Origin of the sequence: Enterobacter sp. WPR_3_1, from assembly GCF_003635055.1 — a bacterium.
GTDB lineage: Bacteria > Pseudomonadota > Gammaproteobacteria > Enterobacterales > Enterobacteriaceae > Enterobacter > Enterobacter ludwigii.
Genome location: NZ_RBXU01000014.1, coordinates 147,387 through 162,104 on the forward strand (window position 1 = coordinate 147,387; position 14,718 = coordinate 162,104).

12 protein-coding genes are annotated in these 14,718 nt (G+C 56.9%); 10 read left to right on the forward strand and 2 right to left on the reverse strand.

What is annotated here, in order from left to right:
- The first annotated feature begins 79 nt into the window (after positions 1 to 79).
- The 4 genes from BJ887_RS20335 (at position 80) to BJ887_RS20350 (ending at position 6,121) form a co-directional block, all read left to right on the forward strand.
- Positions 80 to 1,201 (forward strand): efflux RND transporter periplasmic adaptor subunit, encoded by a 1,122-nt coding sequence (locus BJ887_RS20335; protein WP_032679304.1) that lies wholly within the window; start codon positions 80 to 82, stop codon positions 1,199 to 1,201.
- Entirely contained in the window at positions 1,201 to 4,311 is a 3,111-nt protein-coding gene (locus tag BJ887_RS20340; RefSeq protein WP_121340347.1) for an efflux RND transporter permease subunit, read from the forward strand. Before BJ887_RS20335 ends, BJ887_RS20340 begins: the two co-directional genes overlap by 1 nt.
- Positions 4,311 to 5,675, forward strand: coding sequence for an efflux transporter outer membrane subunit (locus tag BJ887_RS20345; RefSeq protein WP_121340348.1), 1,365 nt, complete (start codon positions 4,311 to 4,313; stop codon positions 5,673 to 5,675). Before BJ887_RS20340 ends, BJ887_RS20345 begins: the two co-directional genes overlap by 1 nt.
- A gap of 149 nt (positions 5,676 to 5,824) precedes the next feature.
- Positions 5,825 to 6,121 (forward strand): YicS family protein, encoded by a 297-nt coding sequence (locus tag BJ887_RS20350; protein WP_020882719.1) that lies wholly within the window; start codon positions 5,825 to 5,827, stop codon positions 6,119 to 6,121.
- A 27-nt stretch (positions 6,122 to 6,148) separates the two neighbouring features.
- On the opposite strand, the gene BJ887_RS20355 is transcribed toward BJ887_RS20350, so the two are convergent.
- Positions 6,149 to 7,099, reverse strand: a complete 951-nt coding sequence (locus tag BJ887_RS20355; RefSeq protein WP_014168010.1) for a LacI family DNA-binding transcriptional regulator — start codon at positions 7,097 to 7,099, stop codon at positions 6,149 to 6,151.
- 293 nt (positions 7,100 to 7,392) lie between these two features.
- On the opposite strand from BJ887_RS20355, the gene BJ887_RS20360 reads away from it, so the two are divergent.
- From BJ887_RS20360 to BJ887_RS20385, 6 genes are all read left to right on the forward strand, one after another.
- The gene (locus BJ887_RS20360; protein WP_014830072.1) at positions 7,393 to 7,707 is read left to right on the forward strand and encodes a PTS sugar transporter subunit IIB; all 315 of its coding nucleotides are present in this window, start codon (positions 7,393 to 7,395) and stop codon (positions 7,705 to 7,707) included.
- An 11-nt stretch (positions 7,708 to 7,718) separates the two neighbouring features.
- Positions 7,719 to 9,044, forward strand: a complete 1,326-nt coding sequence (locus BJ887_RS20365; RefSeq protein WP_014168008.1) for a PTS cellobiose transporter subunit IIC — start codon at positions 7,719 to 7,721, stop codon at positions 9,042 to 9,044.
- Positions 9,045 to 9,061: 17 nt separating this feature from the next.
- Positions 9,062 to 10,444, forward strand: coding sequence for a glycoside hydrolase family 1 protein (locus tag BJ887_RS20370; RefSeq protein ID WP_121340349.1), 1,383 nt, complete (start codon positions 9,062 to 9,064; stop codon positions 10,442 to 10,444).
- Entirely contained in the window at positions 10,444 to 10,746 is a 303-nt protein-coding gene (locus tag BJ887_RS20375; RefSeq protein WP_014168006.1) for a PTS lactose/cellobiose transporter subunit IIA, read from the forward strand. The genes BJ887_RS20370 and BJ887_RS20375 overlap by 1 nt, the downstream gene beginning before the upstream one ends.
- A 138-nt stretch (positions 10,747 to 10,884) precedes the next feature.
- The gene (locus BJ887_RS20380; RefSeq protein ID WP_121340350.1) at positions 10,885 to 12,264 is read left to right on the forward strand and encodes a carbohydrate porin; all 1,380 of its coding nucleotides are present in this window, start codon (positions 10,885 to 10,887) and stop codon (positions 12,262 to 12,264) included.
- A gap of 151 nt (positions 12,265 to 12,415) precedes the next feature.
- A complete protein-coding gene (locus tag BJ887_RS20385) occupies positions 12,416 to 13,321 on the forward strand; it encodes a DMT family transporter (RefSeq protein ID WP_020882723.1) in 906 nt (301 codons plus the stop codon).
- Between the two features lie 39 nt (positions 13,322 to 13,360).
- On the opposite strand, the gene nepI is transcribed toward BJ887_RS20385, so the two are convergent.
- Positions 13,361 to 14,551: a purine ribonucleoside efflux pump NepI gene (gene nepI, locus BJ887_RS20390; RefSeq protein ID WP_121340351.1), complete on the reverse strand. Its 1,191-nt coding sequence runs from the start codon at positions 14,549 to 14,551 to the stop codon at positions 13,361 to 13,363.
- Positions 14,552 to 14,718: the final 167 nt, after the last annotated feature.

Sequence of the window (14,718 nt, forward strand, 5' to 3'; positions counted from 1 at the left end):
GGTATCGCTGTGCCTTTAAATAGCCCCCTTCCTTGTTAAGCCATTAACAGGGCAGGCATCGTTCACCCTGGAAAAAATTATGAAAGCCATAACAACCTCCATCGCAGCATTATTCCTCCTGACGGGGTGCGATAATGCACAAACATCTGCTCCTCAACATCCCCTCCCGCAAGTGGGGATTGTTACGCTCCTGAGCCAACCCGTTTCCGTGGTCAGTGAACTGACCGGACGCACCACGGCCGCCATGAGCGCGGAAGTGCGTCCTCAGGTGGGCGGCATTATTCAGAAACGGCTCTTTACCGAAGGCGATACCGTGCAAGCCGGACAGGCGCTGTATCAAATTGACCCTTCCAGCTACCGCGCCGCCTACGATGAAGCCGCCGCGGCCCTGAAACAGGCGCAGGCGCTGGTGCAGGCCGATTGCCAGAAAGCTCAACGCTATACACAACTGGTGAAAGACGACGGCGTATCGCGTCAGGATGCCGAAGATGCAAAGTCCACCTGCGCGCAGGACAAGGCCAGCGTGGAGTCGAAAAAAGCAGCCCAGGAAAGCGCGCGCATTAACCTCAACTGGACCACGGTGACCGCCCCGATTGCCGGACGTATTGGCATCTCTTCGGTCACCCCCGGCGCACTGGTCACTGCCCAGCAAGAGACCGCGCTCGCCACCATTCGCGGCCTGGACAATATGTACGTCGATTTAACCCGCTCCAGCGCCGATCTTCTGCGATTACGCAAACAAACGCTTGCCAGCAACAGCGAGACATTGAGCGTGTCGTTGATCCTTGAAGATGGCAGCACCTATCAGGAAAAAGGCCGTCTGGCCCTGACTGAAGTGGCAGTGGACGAATCCACCGGGTCGGTCACACTGCGCGCCGTCTTCCCCAACCCGCAGCATCAGCTTCTGCCCGGGATGTTTGTTCGCGCCAGAGTGGATGAAGGGGTAATGAGCGAGGCCATTCTCGCCCCGCAGCAGGGAATTACCCGTGATGCCAAAGGCAACGCCACCGCGCTGGTGGTGGGGGCCGGCAATAAGGTAGAACAACGTCAGCTGGAAACGGGTGACACCTACGGCGACAAATGGCTGGTGCTGAGTGGACTGAAGGCTGGCGATAAGCTGATTGTGGAAGGCACCGATAAAGTGACCGCCGGTCAGCAAGTTAACGCCGAAGAGATGAAAACCGCGGGAGGAAACGCCTGATGTTTTCCCGCTTCTTCGTGCGTCGCCCGGTTTTTGCCTGGGTGATTGCTATTCTGATTATGCTCGCCGGGGTGCTGGCAATCCGTACCCTGCCCGTCGCGCAGTATCCCGACGTCGCCCCGCCGTCGATAAAAATCTCTGCCACCTACACTGGCGCGTCGGCACAGACTCTGGAAAACAGCGTCACCCAGGTCATTGAGCAACAGCTGACCGGGCTGGATAACCTGCTCTATTTTACCTCCACCAGCAGCTCGGACGGCTCGGTAAGCATCACCGTCACGTTCGAACAGGGAACCGACCCGGATACCGCGCAGGTTCAGGTGCAGAATAAAGTTCAGCAGGCCGAGTCGCGCTTGCCGACCGAGGTACAGCAGGCCGGCATTACGGTGCAAAAATCGCAGAGTAACTTCCTGCTGATCATGGGCGTGTACGATAAAACCGACCATGCCAGCAGTTCGGATATCGCCGACTGGCTGGTGAGTAATATGCAGGATCCGCTGGCACGCGTAGAAGGCGTCGGCAGCCTGCAGGTGTTTGGTGCGGAATACGCCATGCGCATCTGGCTTGACCCGGCAAAGCTGGCGTCGTACTCGCTGATGCCATCCGACGTTCAGAGCGCTATTGAAGCGCAGAACGTGCAGGTTTCCGCCGGTAAAATCGGCGCGTTACCCGCGTCCGGTACCCAGCAGTTGACCGCCACCGTGCGTGCCCAGTCGCGCCTGCAGACGGTCGATCAGTTTAAAGATATCATCGTTAAGAGCCAGTCCAGCGGCGCAGTGGTGCGTATCGGCGACGTGGCGCGCGTGGAGATGGGCAGCGAGGATTACACGGCTACCGCCAGGCTGAATGGCCACCCGGCAGCCGGTATGGCGGTGATGCTCTCGCCGGGCGCGAATGCGCTCAATACCGCCACCGCGGTGAAAGATAAAATTGCCGAATTCAAACGGGCTATGCCGGAAGGCTATGACGTGGCCTATCCGAAAGACAGCACCGAGTTCATTAAGATCTCGGTGGAAGATGTGATTCAGACGCTGTTTGAGGCCATTATCCTCGTGGTGGTGGTGATGTATCTGTTTCTGCAGAACATTCGCGCCACGCTCATCCCCGCGCTGGCGGTACCGGTAGTTCTGTTGGGCACCTTTGGCGTGCTGGCGCTGTTCGGTTACTCCATCAATACCCTGACGCTGTTTGCGATGGTGCTGGCGATAGGTCTGCTGGTCGATGACGCCATCGTGGTAGTGGAAAACGTCGAGCGCATTATGCGCGATGAAGGTCTGCCCGCCCGCGAAGCCACCGAAAAATCGATGGGCGAAATTTCCGGTGCGCTGGTCGCCATTGCGCTGGTGCTTTCCGCCGTGTTTCTGCCGATGGCCTTCTTCGGCGGCTCAACCGGCGTCATCTACCGCCAGTTTTCGGTCACCATTATCTCAGCGATGATCCTCTCGGTGGTGGTGGCGCTGACCCTGACACCCGCGCTCTGCGGCTCGGTACTGCGCCATACGCCTCCTCACAAAAAAGGGTTCTTCGGCGCGTTTAACCGCTTCTACAGTAAGACCGAGCATGGCTACCAGAATAAAGTCCTGCGCGCGCTGCGCCGCTCCGCGGGCATGCTGGTGGTCTACGCCCTGCTCTGTGGCGCGATGGCCGTGGCAATGCTGAAGCTGCCCGGCAGCTTCCTGCCCACGGAGGACCAGGGTGAAATCATGGTGCAGTACACCCTGCCCGCCGGTGCGACAGCAGTACGTACCGCGGAGATCAGTCGTCAGGTTCGCGAGTGGTTCCTCACTAAAGAAAAAGCCAACACCGATGTGATTTTTACGGTCGAGGGCTTTAGCTTTAGCGGCAGCGGCCAGAATGCCGGGATGGCGTTTGTCTCCCTGAAAAACTGGTCCGAGCGTAAAGGCGATGAGAACACCGCTCAGGCGATTGCCCTGCGCGCCACTCAGGAACTCGGCTCCCTTCGCGATGCCACCGTCTTTGCCATGACGCCCCCGGCCGTAGACGGCCTCGGTCAGAGCAACGGTTTTACCTTCGAGCTCATGGCCAGCGGCAGCACCGATCGCGACACGTTGCTGAAGATGCGTAATCAGCTGATCGGCCAGGCGAATCAGGACACCTCCCTGCATGCCGTTCGCGCCAATGATTTGCCGCAGATGCCGCAGCTGCAGGTGGATATCGACAACAACAAAGCCGTATCGCTGGGGCTTTCCCTGATCGACGTCACCGATACCCTCTCCAGCGCCTGGGGCGGAACCTACGTGAATGACTTTATCGATCGGGGCCGCGTGAAAAAGGTCTACATCCAGGGAGACAGCGATTACCGCGCCGTGCCTTCCGACCTCAACAAATGGTACGTACGCGGCAGCGACAGCACCATGACACCGTTCTCCGCGTTCGCCACTACGCGCTGGGAATATGGCCCGGAGAGTCTGGTGCGCTACAACGGCTCGGCGGCCTATGAAATTCAGGGCGAGAACGCCAGTGGTGCCAGCTCCGGTACGGCGATGACCCGGATGGAACATCTGGCGAACAACCTGCCGGCCGGCACAACCTGGGCGTGGAGCGGGTTGTCGTTACAGGAGAAACTGGCGAGCGGTCAGGCAATGAGCTTGTATGCCCTCTCCATCCTGGTGGTATTCCTGTGCCTGGCCGCGCTGTATGAGAGTTGGTCGGTGCCGATTTCAGTCATTCTGGTGATCCCGCTTGGGGTGCTGGGTGCGGCGCTGGCCGCCTCGCTGCGCGGGCTGAGCAACGACGTCTATTTCCAGGTGGCGCTGCTGACCACCATCGGCCTGTCGTCGAAAAACGCCATTTTGATCGTTGAGTTTGCGGAGGCGAGAGTCGCGGAAGGTTACTCCCTGACGCGTGCCGCGCTGCGTGCGGCTCAGACGCGACTGCGTCCGATCATCATGACGTCGCTGGCGTTTATCGCCGGGGTAACACCGCTGGCCGTCGCCACCGGTGCAGGCGCCAACAGCCGCGTGGCGATTGGGACCGGCATCATCGGCGGGACGCTCGCGGCAACGCTGCTGGCCATCTTCTTTGTTCCATTATTCTTCGTACTGGTGAAACGTCTCTTCTCCGGTAAGCACGCAAACCGGAGGTCATAATGTTTCGTGTATCTGTTTTAGTGTTGGCCCTGCTGAGCGCAGGCTGTGTTTCGTTAGACCCTACCTACCAGCGTCCTGACGCGCCCGTCCCGGCCACGTTGCCGGGCACCCACGGCGAAGCCACCGCCGTGGTCAGCCAGTGGCAGCAGGTGATGAACGATCACCGCCTGAACAGGGTGGTAACAATGGCACTCACCAGCAACCGCGATGTGCAAAAAGCGATTGCTGATATCGACGCCGCCCGCGCCCAGTATGGTGAGACGCGCTCGTCTCTGTTCCCGTCGGTGGATGCCAGCCTGAGCCATACCCGCAGCCGCACGCTGGCCAGCGGCGTGAGCACCAGCGATGAGGCTAACGGCACCGTCTCCAGCTTCGAGCTGGATCTGTTTGGTCGTAACCAGAGCCTCTCGCGCGCCGCGCGTGAAACCTGGCTTGCCAGCGAGTTCACGGCGCAGAACACGCGCCTGACAATGGTCAGCGAGCTGACTACCGCCTGGATTACTCTGGCGGCAGATAACAGCAATCTGGCGCTGGCAAAATCCACTCAGGAGAGCGCAGCGAACTCGCTCAAGATTGTGCAGCGTCAGCAGGACGTCGGGGTCGCCGCCGCAACGGATGTCAGCGAAGCAATGGCGGTTTATCAGCAGGCCCGCGCCAGCGTCGCCAGCTATCAGACGCTGGTGATGCAGGACAAAAACGCCCTGAATTTGCTGGCGGGCGAGACGGTACCGGAAAACCTGCTACCCGGTACGCTGGAGAGCCTGAGCGATAACGCCATCACCCTGATCCCGGCGGGCGTTAGCTCCGCCACGCTGCTGCGTCGCCCGGATATTCAGGAGGCTGAACATAACCTGTTGAGCGCGAATGCCAACATCGGTGCTGCGCGCGCCAACTTCTTCCCGACGATTTCGCTTACCGCCAGCGCCGGGGTCGGCAGCGATTCGCTCTCGTCATTGTTCAGCCACGGCATGAAGGTCTGGTCGTTCGCGCCGTCCATCTCCCTGCCGCTGTTCAGCGGCGGCAATAACATGGCGCAACTGCGCTATGCCGAAGCGGAGAAAAAAGGGCTGATTGCCACCTATGAGAAAACCATCCAGAGCGCGTTCAAAGATGTAGCCGATGCGCTGGCGCGCCGCGAAACCCTGAGTGAAGAGCTTGATGCCCAACGTGAATACGTGGCGGCAGAGCAAAAAACGCTGGATGTGGCAACGCGCAGATATCAGGTGGGGGCGGGTGATTACCTGACCGTTCTCACCGCGCAGCGCGCCCTGTGGTCGGCACGGGCATCATTGATTACCCTGCAGCAGACCGACTTTGAAAACCGTATTACGCTGTGGCAGTCGCTGGGGGGAGGGATTCAATAACCGCCGGTCCAGGTGCAGGTGCAGGTGCAGGTGCAGGTGCAGGATTCTCATACGCAGGAAGACAAAAATTCATACTTTCGGCTGGCGTCGCTACACTGAATGTAACGATATATTTCATGGGAAGCCTGTGACGTCTAAAGGGGATTTTGATGAAAGCTGCACACCTGGTTTGCCTGCTCGTTTGTCTGCTCTTCGCCGCGTTTGTCCATGCCCAGGAAAAAGACGATCCCGTGAAAGAGGCCCAGATAAAGCAGCAGATCCTTAAAGATGTGAAGAAGGCCTGCACGCCCCAGAAAAAGCAGAGCGATAAAGCCTGGCAGGCGATGATTTTGTCGTCTGAGGCCAATCAACTGTTGATCAAAAACGCTATCACGGCCGTGAAGCGCGACAATCTGGATGCTTACTGGGACGCGGTCAGTCAGGTAGATTGTATGGAAGATTATTAAGCGTGAAGCCGGGCTTCACGCTTTTTTTTAGCGCTTTCGTACATCCGGAATAATCAAATCCCCACGCAGAACATAGGACCCCAGCATCTGCGTTTTCTCCGTCAGCCAGCCCACAATACGTGCCGCCATAGCATCCATCGAGTATTCAATGGCCGGGATCACCGGGATACCCGGCAGATGCAGCGATCCGGCAAGGCTAAAGACCATAATGTCGTCCGGCACGGATTTATTAAACGCCTGCAGCTGCGGGATCACCCGCTGAGCTTCCTGTTCGTCCGCCACCAGCAGCGCGTTAAAATTCAGCGTGCTCGCATTGTTAAGCAACTCCTGCAGCGCAACGGATGAGGAGGTGGCATCCATAAAGACGAGGTTGCGATTAAAGGGCAGGAAATTTTTCTCCAGCGCGTGTTTATAGCCCAGCAACACCTGGTCGGCGAAACCGCTGCCTTGCGGATGGATCAGGGCTATCTGGCGTCGCCCCTGGCTGGTCAGATAGTTACAGGCGGTTTCGGCGGCAAAGGCGTGATCGAACTGGATGCTGTTGGAATTATCGGACTCCATACAGTCAACGAGAATGACATTGTCCATCTCGACGTCCAGCGGGAAACGCGCGCCAATCACCAGGATGTCATCACATAACCCACAGGAAAGTTCTTCCAGGGCGTGCATCACTTCCGCTTTGGTATGCGCGAAGCGCAACAGCAGATGTTTTTGATGCTGGCTGAGGTGCTTTTCCAGCGCGTAAAGATAACCGGTGGTCTGGTTAATATTCTCCTGCGCGCAAATCACCCCAATACACCCCGTCGACTGGCTCAGCAGCGACTGCGCAATTACATTGGGCCGGTAGTTCAGTTCATCAACCGCTTTTAAAACGGCCTGGCGGCTGGCTTCCTTTACGCCACGCGACCCACTCAACACTCGCGATACCGTGGCTTTAGACACCCCGGCAAGACGTGATACATCATTGATTGTCGACATCTCTTTCCCCTGGCAGGCTTACTTCGCACCTGCAAATTCCATCACCGCTACGGCTCATATTATAGCCAGAATGGAGTATATCCTTTTCCGTTTTTCATGGAAACCGATTTTCCATTTCAACTCAAAATGATGTCAAAACGCGCAAATTATGTGACATGCATCTGGTTAATTAGCGTCATAAGTAGTGGATCTTGATGGTTGTCACACTTCTGTCTTTTATAAATGGAAACCGGTTTCCGTATAATGTCCAATCATCCTCGCAATAACTTTTTACATTTAGAGGATGGTTGTCGATGTTCAAGATTATGCTGTGTTGCTCTGCCGGGATGTCCACCAGCCTGCTGGTCAGCAAAATGGTCGATGTCGCGAAAGAGCGTGGGTTGCCAGTAAAAATAGACGCGTATGGCGTTTCCGAATTTGATACGCAGTTTCCGCAGTACCAGGTTGTCCTTCTCGGACCCCAGGTGAAGTACATGTTACAGACACTCTCAGACAAGGCGGCTACAAAGGGCATCCCGGTCCAACCCATCGACATGATGGATTACGGTATGCAACGTGGCGATAAAGTACTGGACTATGCTCTGTCGCTCATCGAAGCGGCACACTAAAAGGTGTTCACATGAGTTCGTTATATCAATCAATGGTCGCGGTTATTGAGCAGTCAATTACCCCGCTGGCCGCGAAGCTCGGCCAGCAAAAGTATGTGATTGCCATCCGCGACGGCTTTACCGCCGCGCTGCCGTTTATGATCATCGGCTCGTTTATGCTGGTGTTCATCTTCCCGCCCTTCTCCGCGGATACGACAAACAGCTTTGCCCGCGGCTGGCTGGATTTCTCCCAGACTTACCGTGAACAGCTGATGCTGCCGTTCAACCTCAGCATGGGCGTGATGACGTTTTTCATTTCGGTGGGGATTGGTGCAAGCCTGGGGCGTCAGTTTAACCTCGATCCGGTGATGTCCGGTCTGCTAGCCTTTATGGCCTTCCTGCTGGTGGCGGCTCCGTATGCCGACGGCAAGATCTCGACCCAGTACCTCTCCGGCCAGGGGATTTTCACCGCGCTGATCACCGCCATCTACTCCACCCGCGTGTATGCGTGGCTGAAGCAGAACAACGTGACCATCCGTCTGCCGAAAGAAGTGCCGACCGGTGTGGCGCGTTCGTTTGAGATCCTGATCCCGGTCATGGTGGTGATCGGTACCCTGCACCCGCTGAACCTGTTTATCGAAGCACAAACCGGGATGATTATCCCGCAGGCGATTATGCACCTGCTGGAACCGCTGGTCTCTGCGTCTGACTCCCTGCCTGCCATTCTGCTCTCCGTGCTGCTGTGCCAGATCTTCTGGTTTGCCGGTATCCACGGCTCGCTGATTGTCACCGGCATCATGAACCCGTTCTGGATGGCCAACCTGTCCGCAAACCAGGCGGCACTGGCGGCTGGCGCAGCGCTGCCACACGTTTACCTGCAGGGTTTCTGGGACCACTACCTGCTGATTGGCGGCGTCGGCTCCACGCTTCCGCTGGCCTTCCTGCTGCTGCGCAGCCGCGTCACACACCTGCGCACCATCGGCAAAATGGGCGTTGTGCCCAGCTTCTTTAACATCAACGAACCGATTCTGTTCGGCGCGCCAATCATCATGAACCCGATGCTGTTTATCCCGTTCGTGTTTGTTCCGCTGGTGAACGCCTGCCTGGCGTACGGCGCCACCAAAATGGGCTGGCTGGCACAGGTGGTGTCGTTAACCCCGTGGACGACCCCGGCCCCTATTGGCGCATCGTGGGCGGCAAACTGGGCGTTGAGCCCGGTGGTGATGTGTCTGGTGTGTATGGTGATGTCAGCGCTGATGTACCTGCCGTTCCTGCGTGCTTACGAGCGTACGTTGATGAAAAACGAAGAGCAGAAAGCCCAGGCAACCGTCGGTGCCGCTGAAACAGCAAGTCATTAAGTCAAAGAGGAAAGGTCATGAAATACGCATTTCCCGATAATTTCTGGTGGGGCAGCGCAAGCTCCGCCCTCCAGACCGAAGGGACACGAGAGGGTGAAACCACCTGGGATTACTGGTTTGCCCGCGAGCCGAACCGTTTTCATAATGGCGTGGGACCGCAGCACACCTCCACGTTTTATCAACACTGGAAAACGGACATTCAGCTGTTAAAGCAGCTGAACCACAACAGCTTTCGCACCTCGATTAGCTGGGCGCGCCTGATCCCCGACGGTGTCGGTGAAGTGAACCCGGAAGCGGTCGATTTTTATCATCAGGTCATTGATGAGCTGATTGAACAGGGTATTACCCCGTTTATCACCCTGTTCCACTTCGACATGCCGATGGCGATGCAGGAGATTGGCGGCTGGGAAAACCGCAACGTGGTGGACGCTTACGCCCGTTATGCGCAGATTTGCTTCGATCTGTTTGGCGATCGCGTGCTGCACTGGTTTACCTTCAACGAGCCGATTGTGCCGGTGGAAGGCGGCTATCTGTACGATTTCCACTATCCCAACGTGGTGGATTTTCGTCGTGCGGCCACCGTGGCGTATCACACCGTGCTGGCGCATGCGCAGGCGGTACGCGCTTACCGTGCCGGGCACTTCGCCGGGGAGATCGGTATCGTACTGAACCTGACGCCGTCCTATCCGCGCTCGCAAAACCCGGCTGACGTCAAAGCGGCACACATTGCGGACCTGATGTTTAACCGCAGCTTCCTTGACCCCGTCCTGCGCGGCGAATACCCGGCGGATCTGGTGGCGTTGCTGAAATCTTACGATCAGCTCCCCGCCTGCAAACCGGAAGACAGTTTCCTGATTGCGGAAGGAAAAATCGACCTGCTCGGCATTAACTATTATCAGCCGCGTCGCGTGAAATGCCGTGACAGTGCGGTGAACCCACAGGCCCCGTTTATGCCGGAGTGGTTCTTTGATAATTACGAAATGCCTGGCCGCAAGATGAATCCATACCGTGGCTGGGAAATTTATGAGCCGGGTATTTACGATATTCTGATTAACCTGCGCGACAATTACGGTAACCCACGCTGTTTTATTTCTGAGAACGGTATGGGTGTCGAAAATGAACAGCGCTTTATTGAGAATGGTCAGATAAACGATCAATACCGCATCGATTTTATTTCCGAACATTTGGCCTGGCTGCATAAAGGTATTAGCGAAGGGTGCCAGTGTCTTGGCTACCATATGTGGACCTTTATTGATAACTGGTCGTGGTGTAATGCGTATAAAAATCGCTACGGATTTATCCAGCTCGATTTAACTACCCAGCAGCGCACCATCAAGAAAAGCGGCGAGTGGTTTGCCGCCACCGCATTAAATAACAGTTTTGACAGAGAGTCAGTGTAATGATCGCATTAGAAGAAGCCGTAATGGAAATTATCGTCAACGCCGGTCAGTCGCGTAGCCTGTGCTTTGAAGCCCTGCACGCGGCGCGTCAGGGCAACCTTGACGAAGCCAAAAGCCTGCTGCGTGAAGCCGATGGCTACGCGCGCCAGGCGCACAAAATGCAGACCAAACTGATCGAACAGGATGCGGGCGAAGCCCGCCAGCCGATGACCTTAATAATGGTTCACGCGCAGGATCATTTAATGAATTCCCTGCTGGCACGTGAATTATCCGAAGAAATAATCCATTTATATCAGAGATAATGTATGGCGAAAAAACGTTAATGTAATCACTCTGTACCTAAAATAGAAATCCACTTGTTCTGATGATAGCGACAAACTCTGTCAGATCGGAGCGGGATGGTTATTGTCTGAATAAAATTAAACTATATTGAGATAACCATGAATTATATTAAAAAACTTCCATTAACCATGGCGGTTGTCGCCGCGCTTTGCCCAATTTCTGTACTCGCACAAGAATTTACGCAAGAGCAAATCGACGCCATCGTGGCGAAAGCGGTAGACAAAGCGCTGGCCGAACGGCAGGCCAAAATGGACGCCGCCGTCGCGAAAAAAGCGGACGTGGTCACCGAACCGCAAAGCGCGGCGCAATCACCGGACCTCGCGATTCCGTTTGGGGTTAAATTTACCGGCTATGCCCGCTACGGCGCGCACTTCCAGGCAGCCGATCAGAAATACGTGGCGGTAGACGGTTCCTATAACGGTGCATCCGCAATCGGTCGTCTGGGTAACGAAGGCAACGGCGGTGAATTCCAGCTCTCCAAAGCCTTCAAGGGCGACAACGGTGCCATCTGGGACATCAACGTGATGATCGACCACTGGGGCGACGAGGTTAACCTGAAAAAAGCCTATGCCGGTGTGACCAACATTATGGCCTCCAACCCGAACGCCTACTTCTGGGCCGGCCGTGACTTCCACCAGCGTCCACAGCAGGGTATCAACGATTACTTCTGGATGAACCACGACGGCCAGGGTGCCGGGGTGAAGAACTTCGACATCGGCGGCGTGCAGTTTGACGTTGCCGCGGTGGCCGCGGTGGAATCCTGTAGCCCGGAAGTGATGGAAGATGAGGCAAACCCGTCGCGCATTACCTGTACCGGCGGTTCCGGCACGGGCGACAAGGGTAACTACGCTGCGACCTCTAAAATCCACGGCATGAAAGTCGGCCCGCTGGATCTGGAGCTGTACGCGAACTACGGTTTTGACTCCAAAGCCATTGAGAGTGAAGAGCGTCTGAAGGCCTGGCAGGGCGGCGTGGTGCTGAGCCACACCAACGACAGCGGCGTGAATAAGGTGATTGCCCGTTATTCTGATAACGCGGATAACAGCGTATTCAACAAAACCGAAGATCTGACCACGGTCTACGCCAGCTTCGAAGGGCTGTACAAATTCACCCAGGCCACGCAGGTGGAGTACATCCTCGCCTTCCACGACTACGACAACAGCCGCGATAAAACCGATAACCGTAAGAACTACAACGCCATCGTGCGTCCGATGCACTGGTGGAACGACGTTCACTCCACCTGGCTGGAAGCGGGCTGGCAGCACGTGGATTACGACAATGGCGGTGATAACAAAGGCTGGAAGCTGACCCTGTCGCAGAACATGTCTATCGCCATGGGGCCAGAGTTCCGCCCAATGCTGCGCTTCTACGTGACCGGCGGCAAAGTGGATAACGAACGCACCGCCCGTGTGAACGGTACAAAAGATGATACGCTGGATGATTTCAACGTCGGCGCGATGTGGGAAGCGTGGTTCTAAGCAAGGTAAAAGCAAAACGGCAACGCACGTTGCCGTTTTTCGTGTTTGCACCCTCTCCCGTGGGAGAGGGCCGGGGTGAGGGCATCAGGCCACACCGCACCCGGCAAGACCCATGTTATGCTACACAAAAACCAACATAACAGGGGAGAACATGGGTTCCACACGTAAAGGAATGCTCAACGTTCTGATCGCCGCCGTTTTATGGGGCAGCTCAGGGGTTTGCGCGCAGTACATCATGGAGAAAAGCCAGATCTCGTCCCCTTACCTGACGATGATTCGCCTGCTGTTTACCGGCGTCATCTTGCTGACCCTCTCCTTCGTTCATGGCGACAAGATTTTCTCGGTCATCAAACATCGTAAAGACGCCCTCAGCCTGCTGTTTTTCTCGCTGGTTGGTGCGCTCACCGTCCAGCTCACCTTCCTGCTGACGATTGAAAAATCCAACGCGGCGACGGCCACCGTGCTGCAGTTTCTCTCGCCAACGATCATCGTCGCGTGGTTCGCGCTGGCGAGGAAAAAACGTCCAGGCGTGTTTGTTTTATCCGCCATTTTGACGTCACTTGTCGGCACCTTCCTGCTGGTCACCCACGGCGATCCAACCTCGCTCTCCATCTCCCCTGCCGCCCTGTTCTTCGGTATCGCCTCGGCCTTTGCCGCCGCGTTTTATACAACCTACCCGTCGACGCTTATCGCCCGCTACGGCACGCTGCCGATTGTTGGCTGGAGTATGTTAATCGCGGGGGTCGTGCTGACGCCGTTCTACGCCGGACGCGGGACCACCTTCGTGATTGATGGCAGCCTGCTGCTGGCGTTTTTCTATCTGGTGGTGATTGGCACGGCGCTGACGTTCAGCCTGTATCTGAAAGGCGCGCAGATGATTGGCGGGCCGAAGGCGAGCATTCTGAGCTGTGCCGAGCCGCTGAGCAGCGCCCTGCTGTCGGTGATTTTGCTTGGAGTGGCGTTTACGCTGCCGGACTGGCTGGGCACGCTGCTGATTGTGTCGTCGGTGGTGCTGATTTCGATGGATTCGAGAAGACGGGTTCAGACATCGGCGTAGCCTGATATCCCCTCTTCCCTGTGGGAAGAGGGGATTTACTTATTTTGCTTTAACCTTACTCGCCACCAGCAGCGCCGTCAGCAGCATCAGGGTTCCTGAGATCACCAGCGGTGACGTCAGCCCCAGATGGTCCAGCGCAACGCCGCCGATCGCCGCACCGCAGGTGTTCGCCAGCTGGATCACCGCGACCTGAATCGACCCGGCTTTTTCCGCCTGATCGGCGAGCGAGCGGGTGATCCACGTCGACCAGCCCACCGGCACCAGCGCAAAAGCAAAGCCCCAGATAATCGCAATCGCCGACGCAACCCACTTATCGCTGCCCCACAGCACCAGCACCGCAGCGCTAATTGCCAGCACCAGCGGCGCACCCGCCAGCGCCACTTTCAGAGAACGCTTCAGGAACGGGGACGACAGCGAGGTGCCGACAAAGCTGGCGATACCGAAGCTCAGGAGTACCAGCGTCAGGCCATCCACATCAAACCCGGCCATGTTCATGAATACCGGGCGGATATAGGTGAAGAAGGCAAACTGTCCGGCAAATGCCATAAAGATGGCGGTCATCCCCGCCAGCACGCCCGGGCGCTTCAGCAGGCTGAACATATTCTGTTTATGGTGTGCCGCTTCCCCCGGTAAGGACGGCAGCGCTTTCCAGACCCAGAGAATGCATAGCACCCCCATCACCGCGGCAGCGTTAAAGACGTTACGCCAGCCGATGATCCCGCCAAGGAAACTGCCCAACGGCGCAGCTATGACCAGCGCAATCGAAACAGCACCAAAGATCACGGAGAGGGCTTTCGGCACGGTGCGCGCGGGAACCAGACGCATGGTGAGCGAGGCCGACATTGCCCAGAAGCCACCTAATCCCAGCCCCAGGCAGGCGCGACCCAGCAGCAGCAGGGTGAAGTTATTGGCAAAAGAGACCAGCAGGCAGGAGAGCGTCAGCAGCACGCTGAACAGAATGACCACTTTGCGGCGGTCGATGGCGCCGATCACCTGGGTAATAAACAGGCTCGCGAACATCGCCACAAAGGCGGTCACGGTGACGGACTGCCCCGCCACGCCTTCGGAAATGCCCAGATCCTGCGCCATCGGCGTCAGCAGGCTCACCGGCAGAAACTCAACGGTAATCAGGCAGGCAACGCAAAATGCCACGGAGAAAACCGCCGACCAGTTGGGGCGAGTGACCTCCTGGGTCTGCGGTCTGGGCGTGGGCTGAATGTGTTCTGTCATGGCGTCACCTGAAGATAAAAACGTGCGGAAAAGTCGCGCAGTTTATCATCAAAAGTGTGAGGGATTTAACGTTTCAACAACTTTCGTCGTATTTTTATCGGGCAGCGCGCACCTGTAAGACCCGCTAAGCACAGCGCCACCGGGACCGGCGGCAGGAGCATGTACTA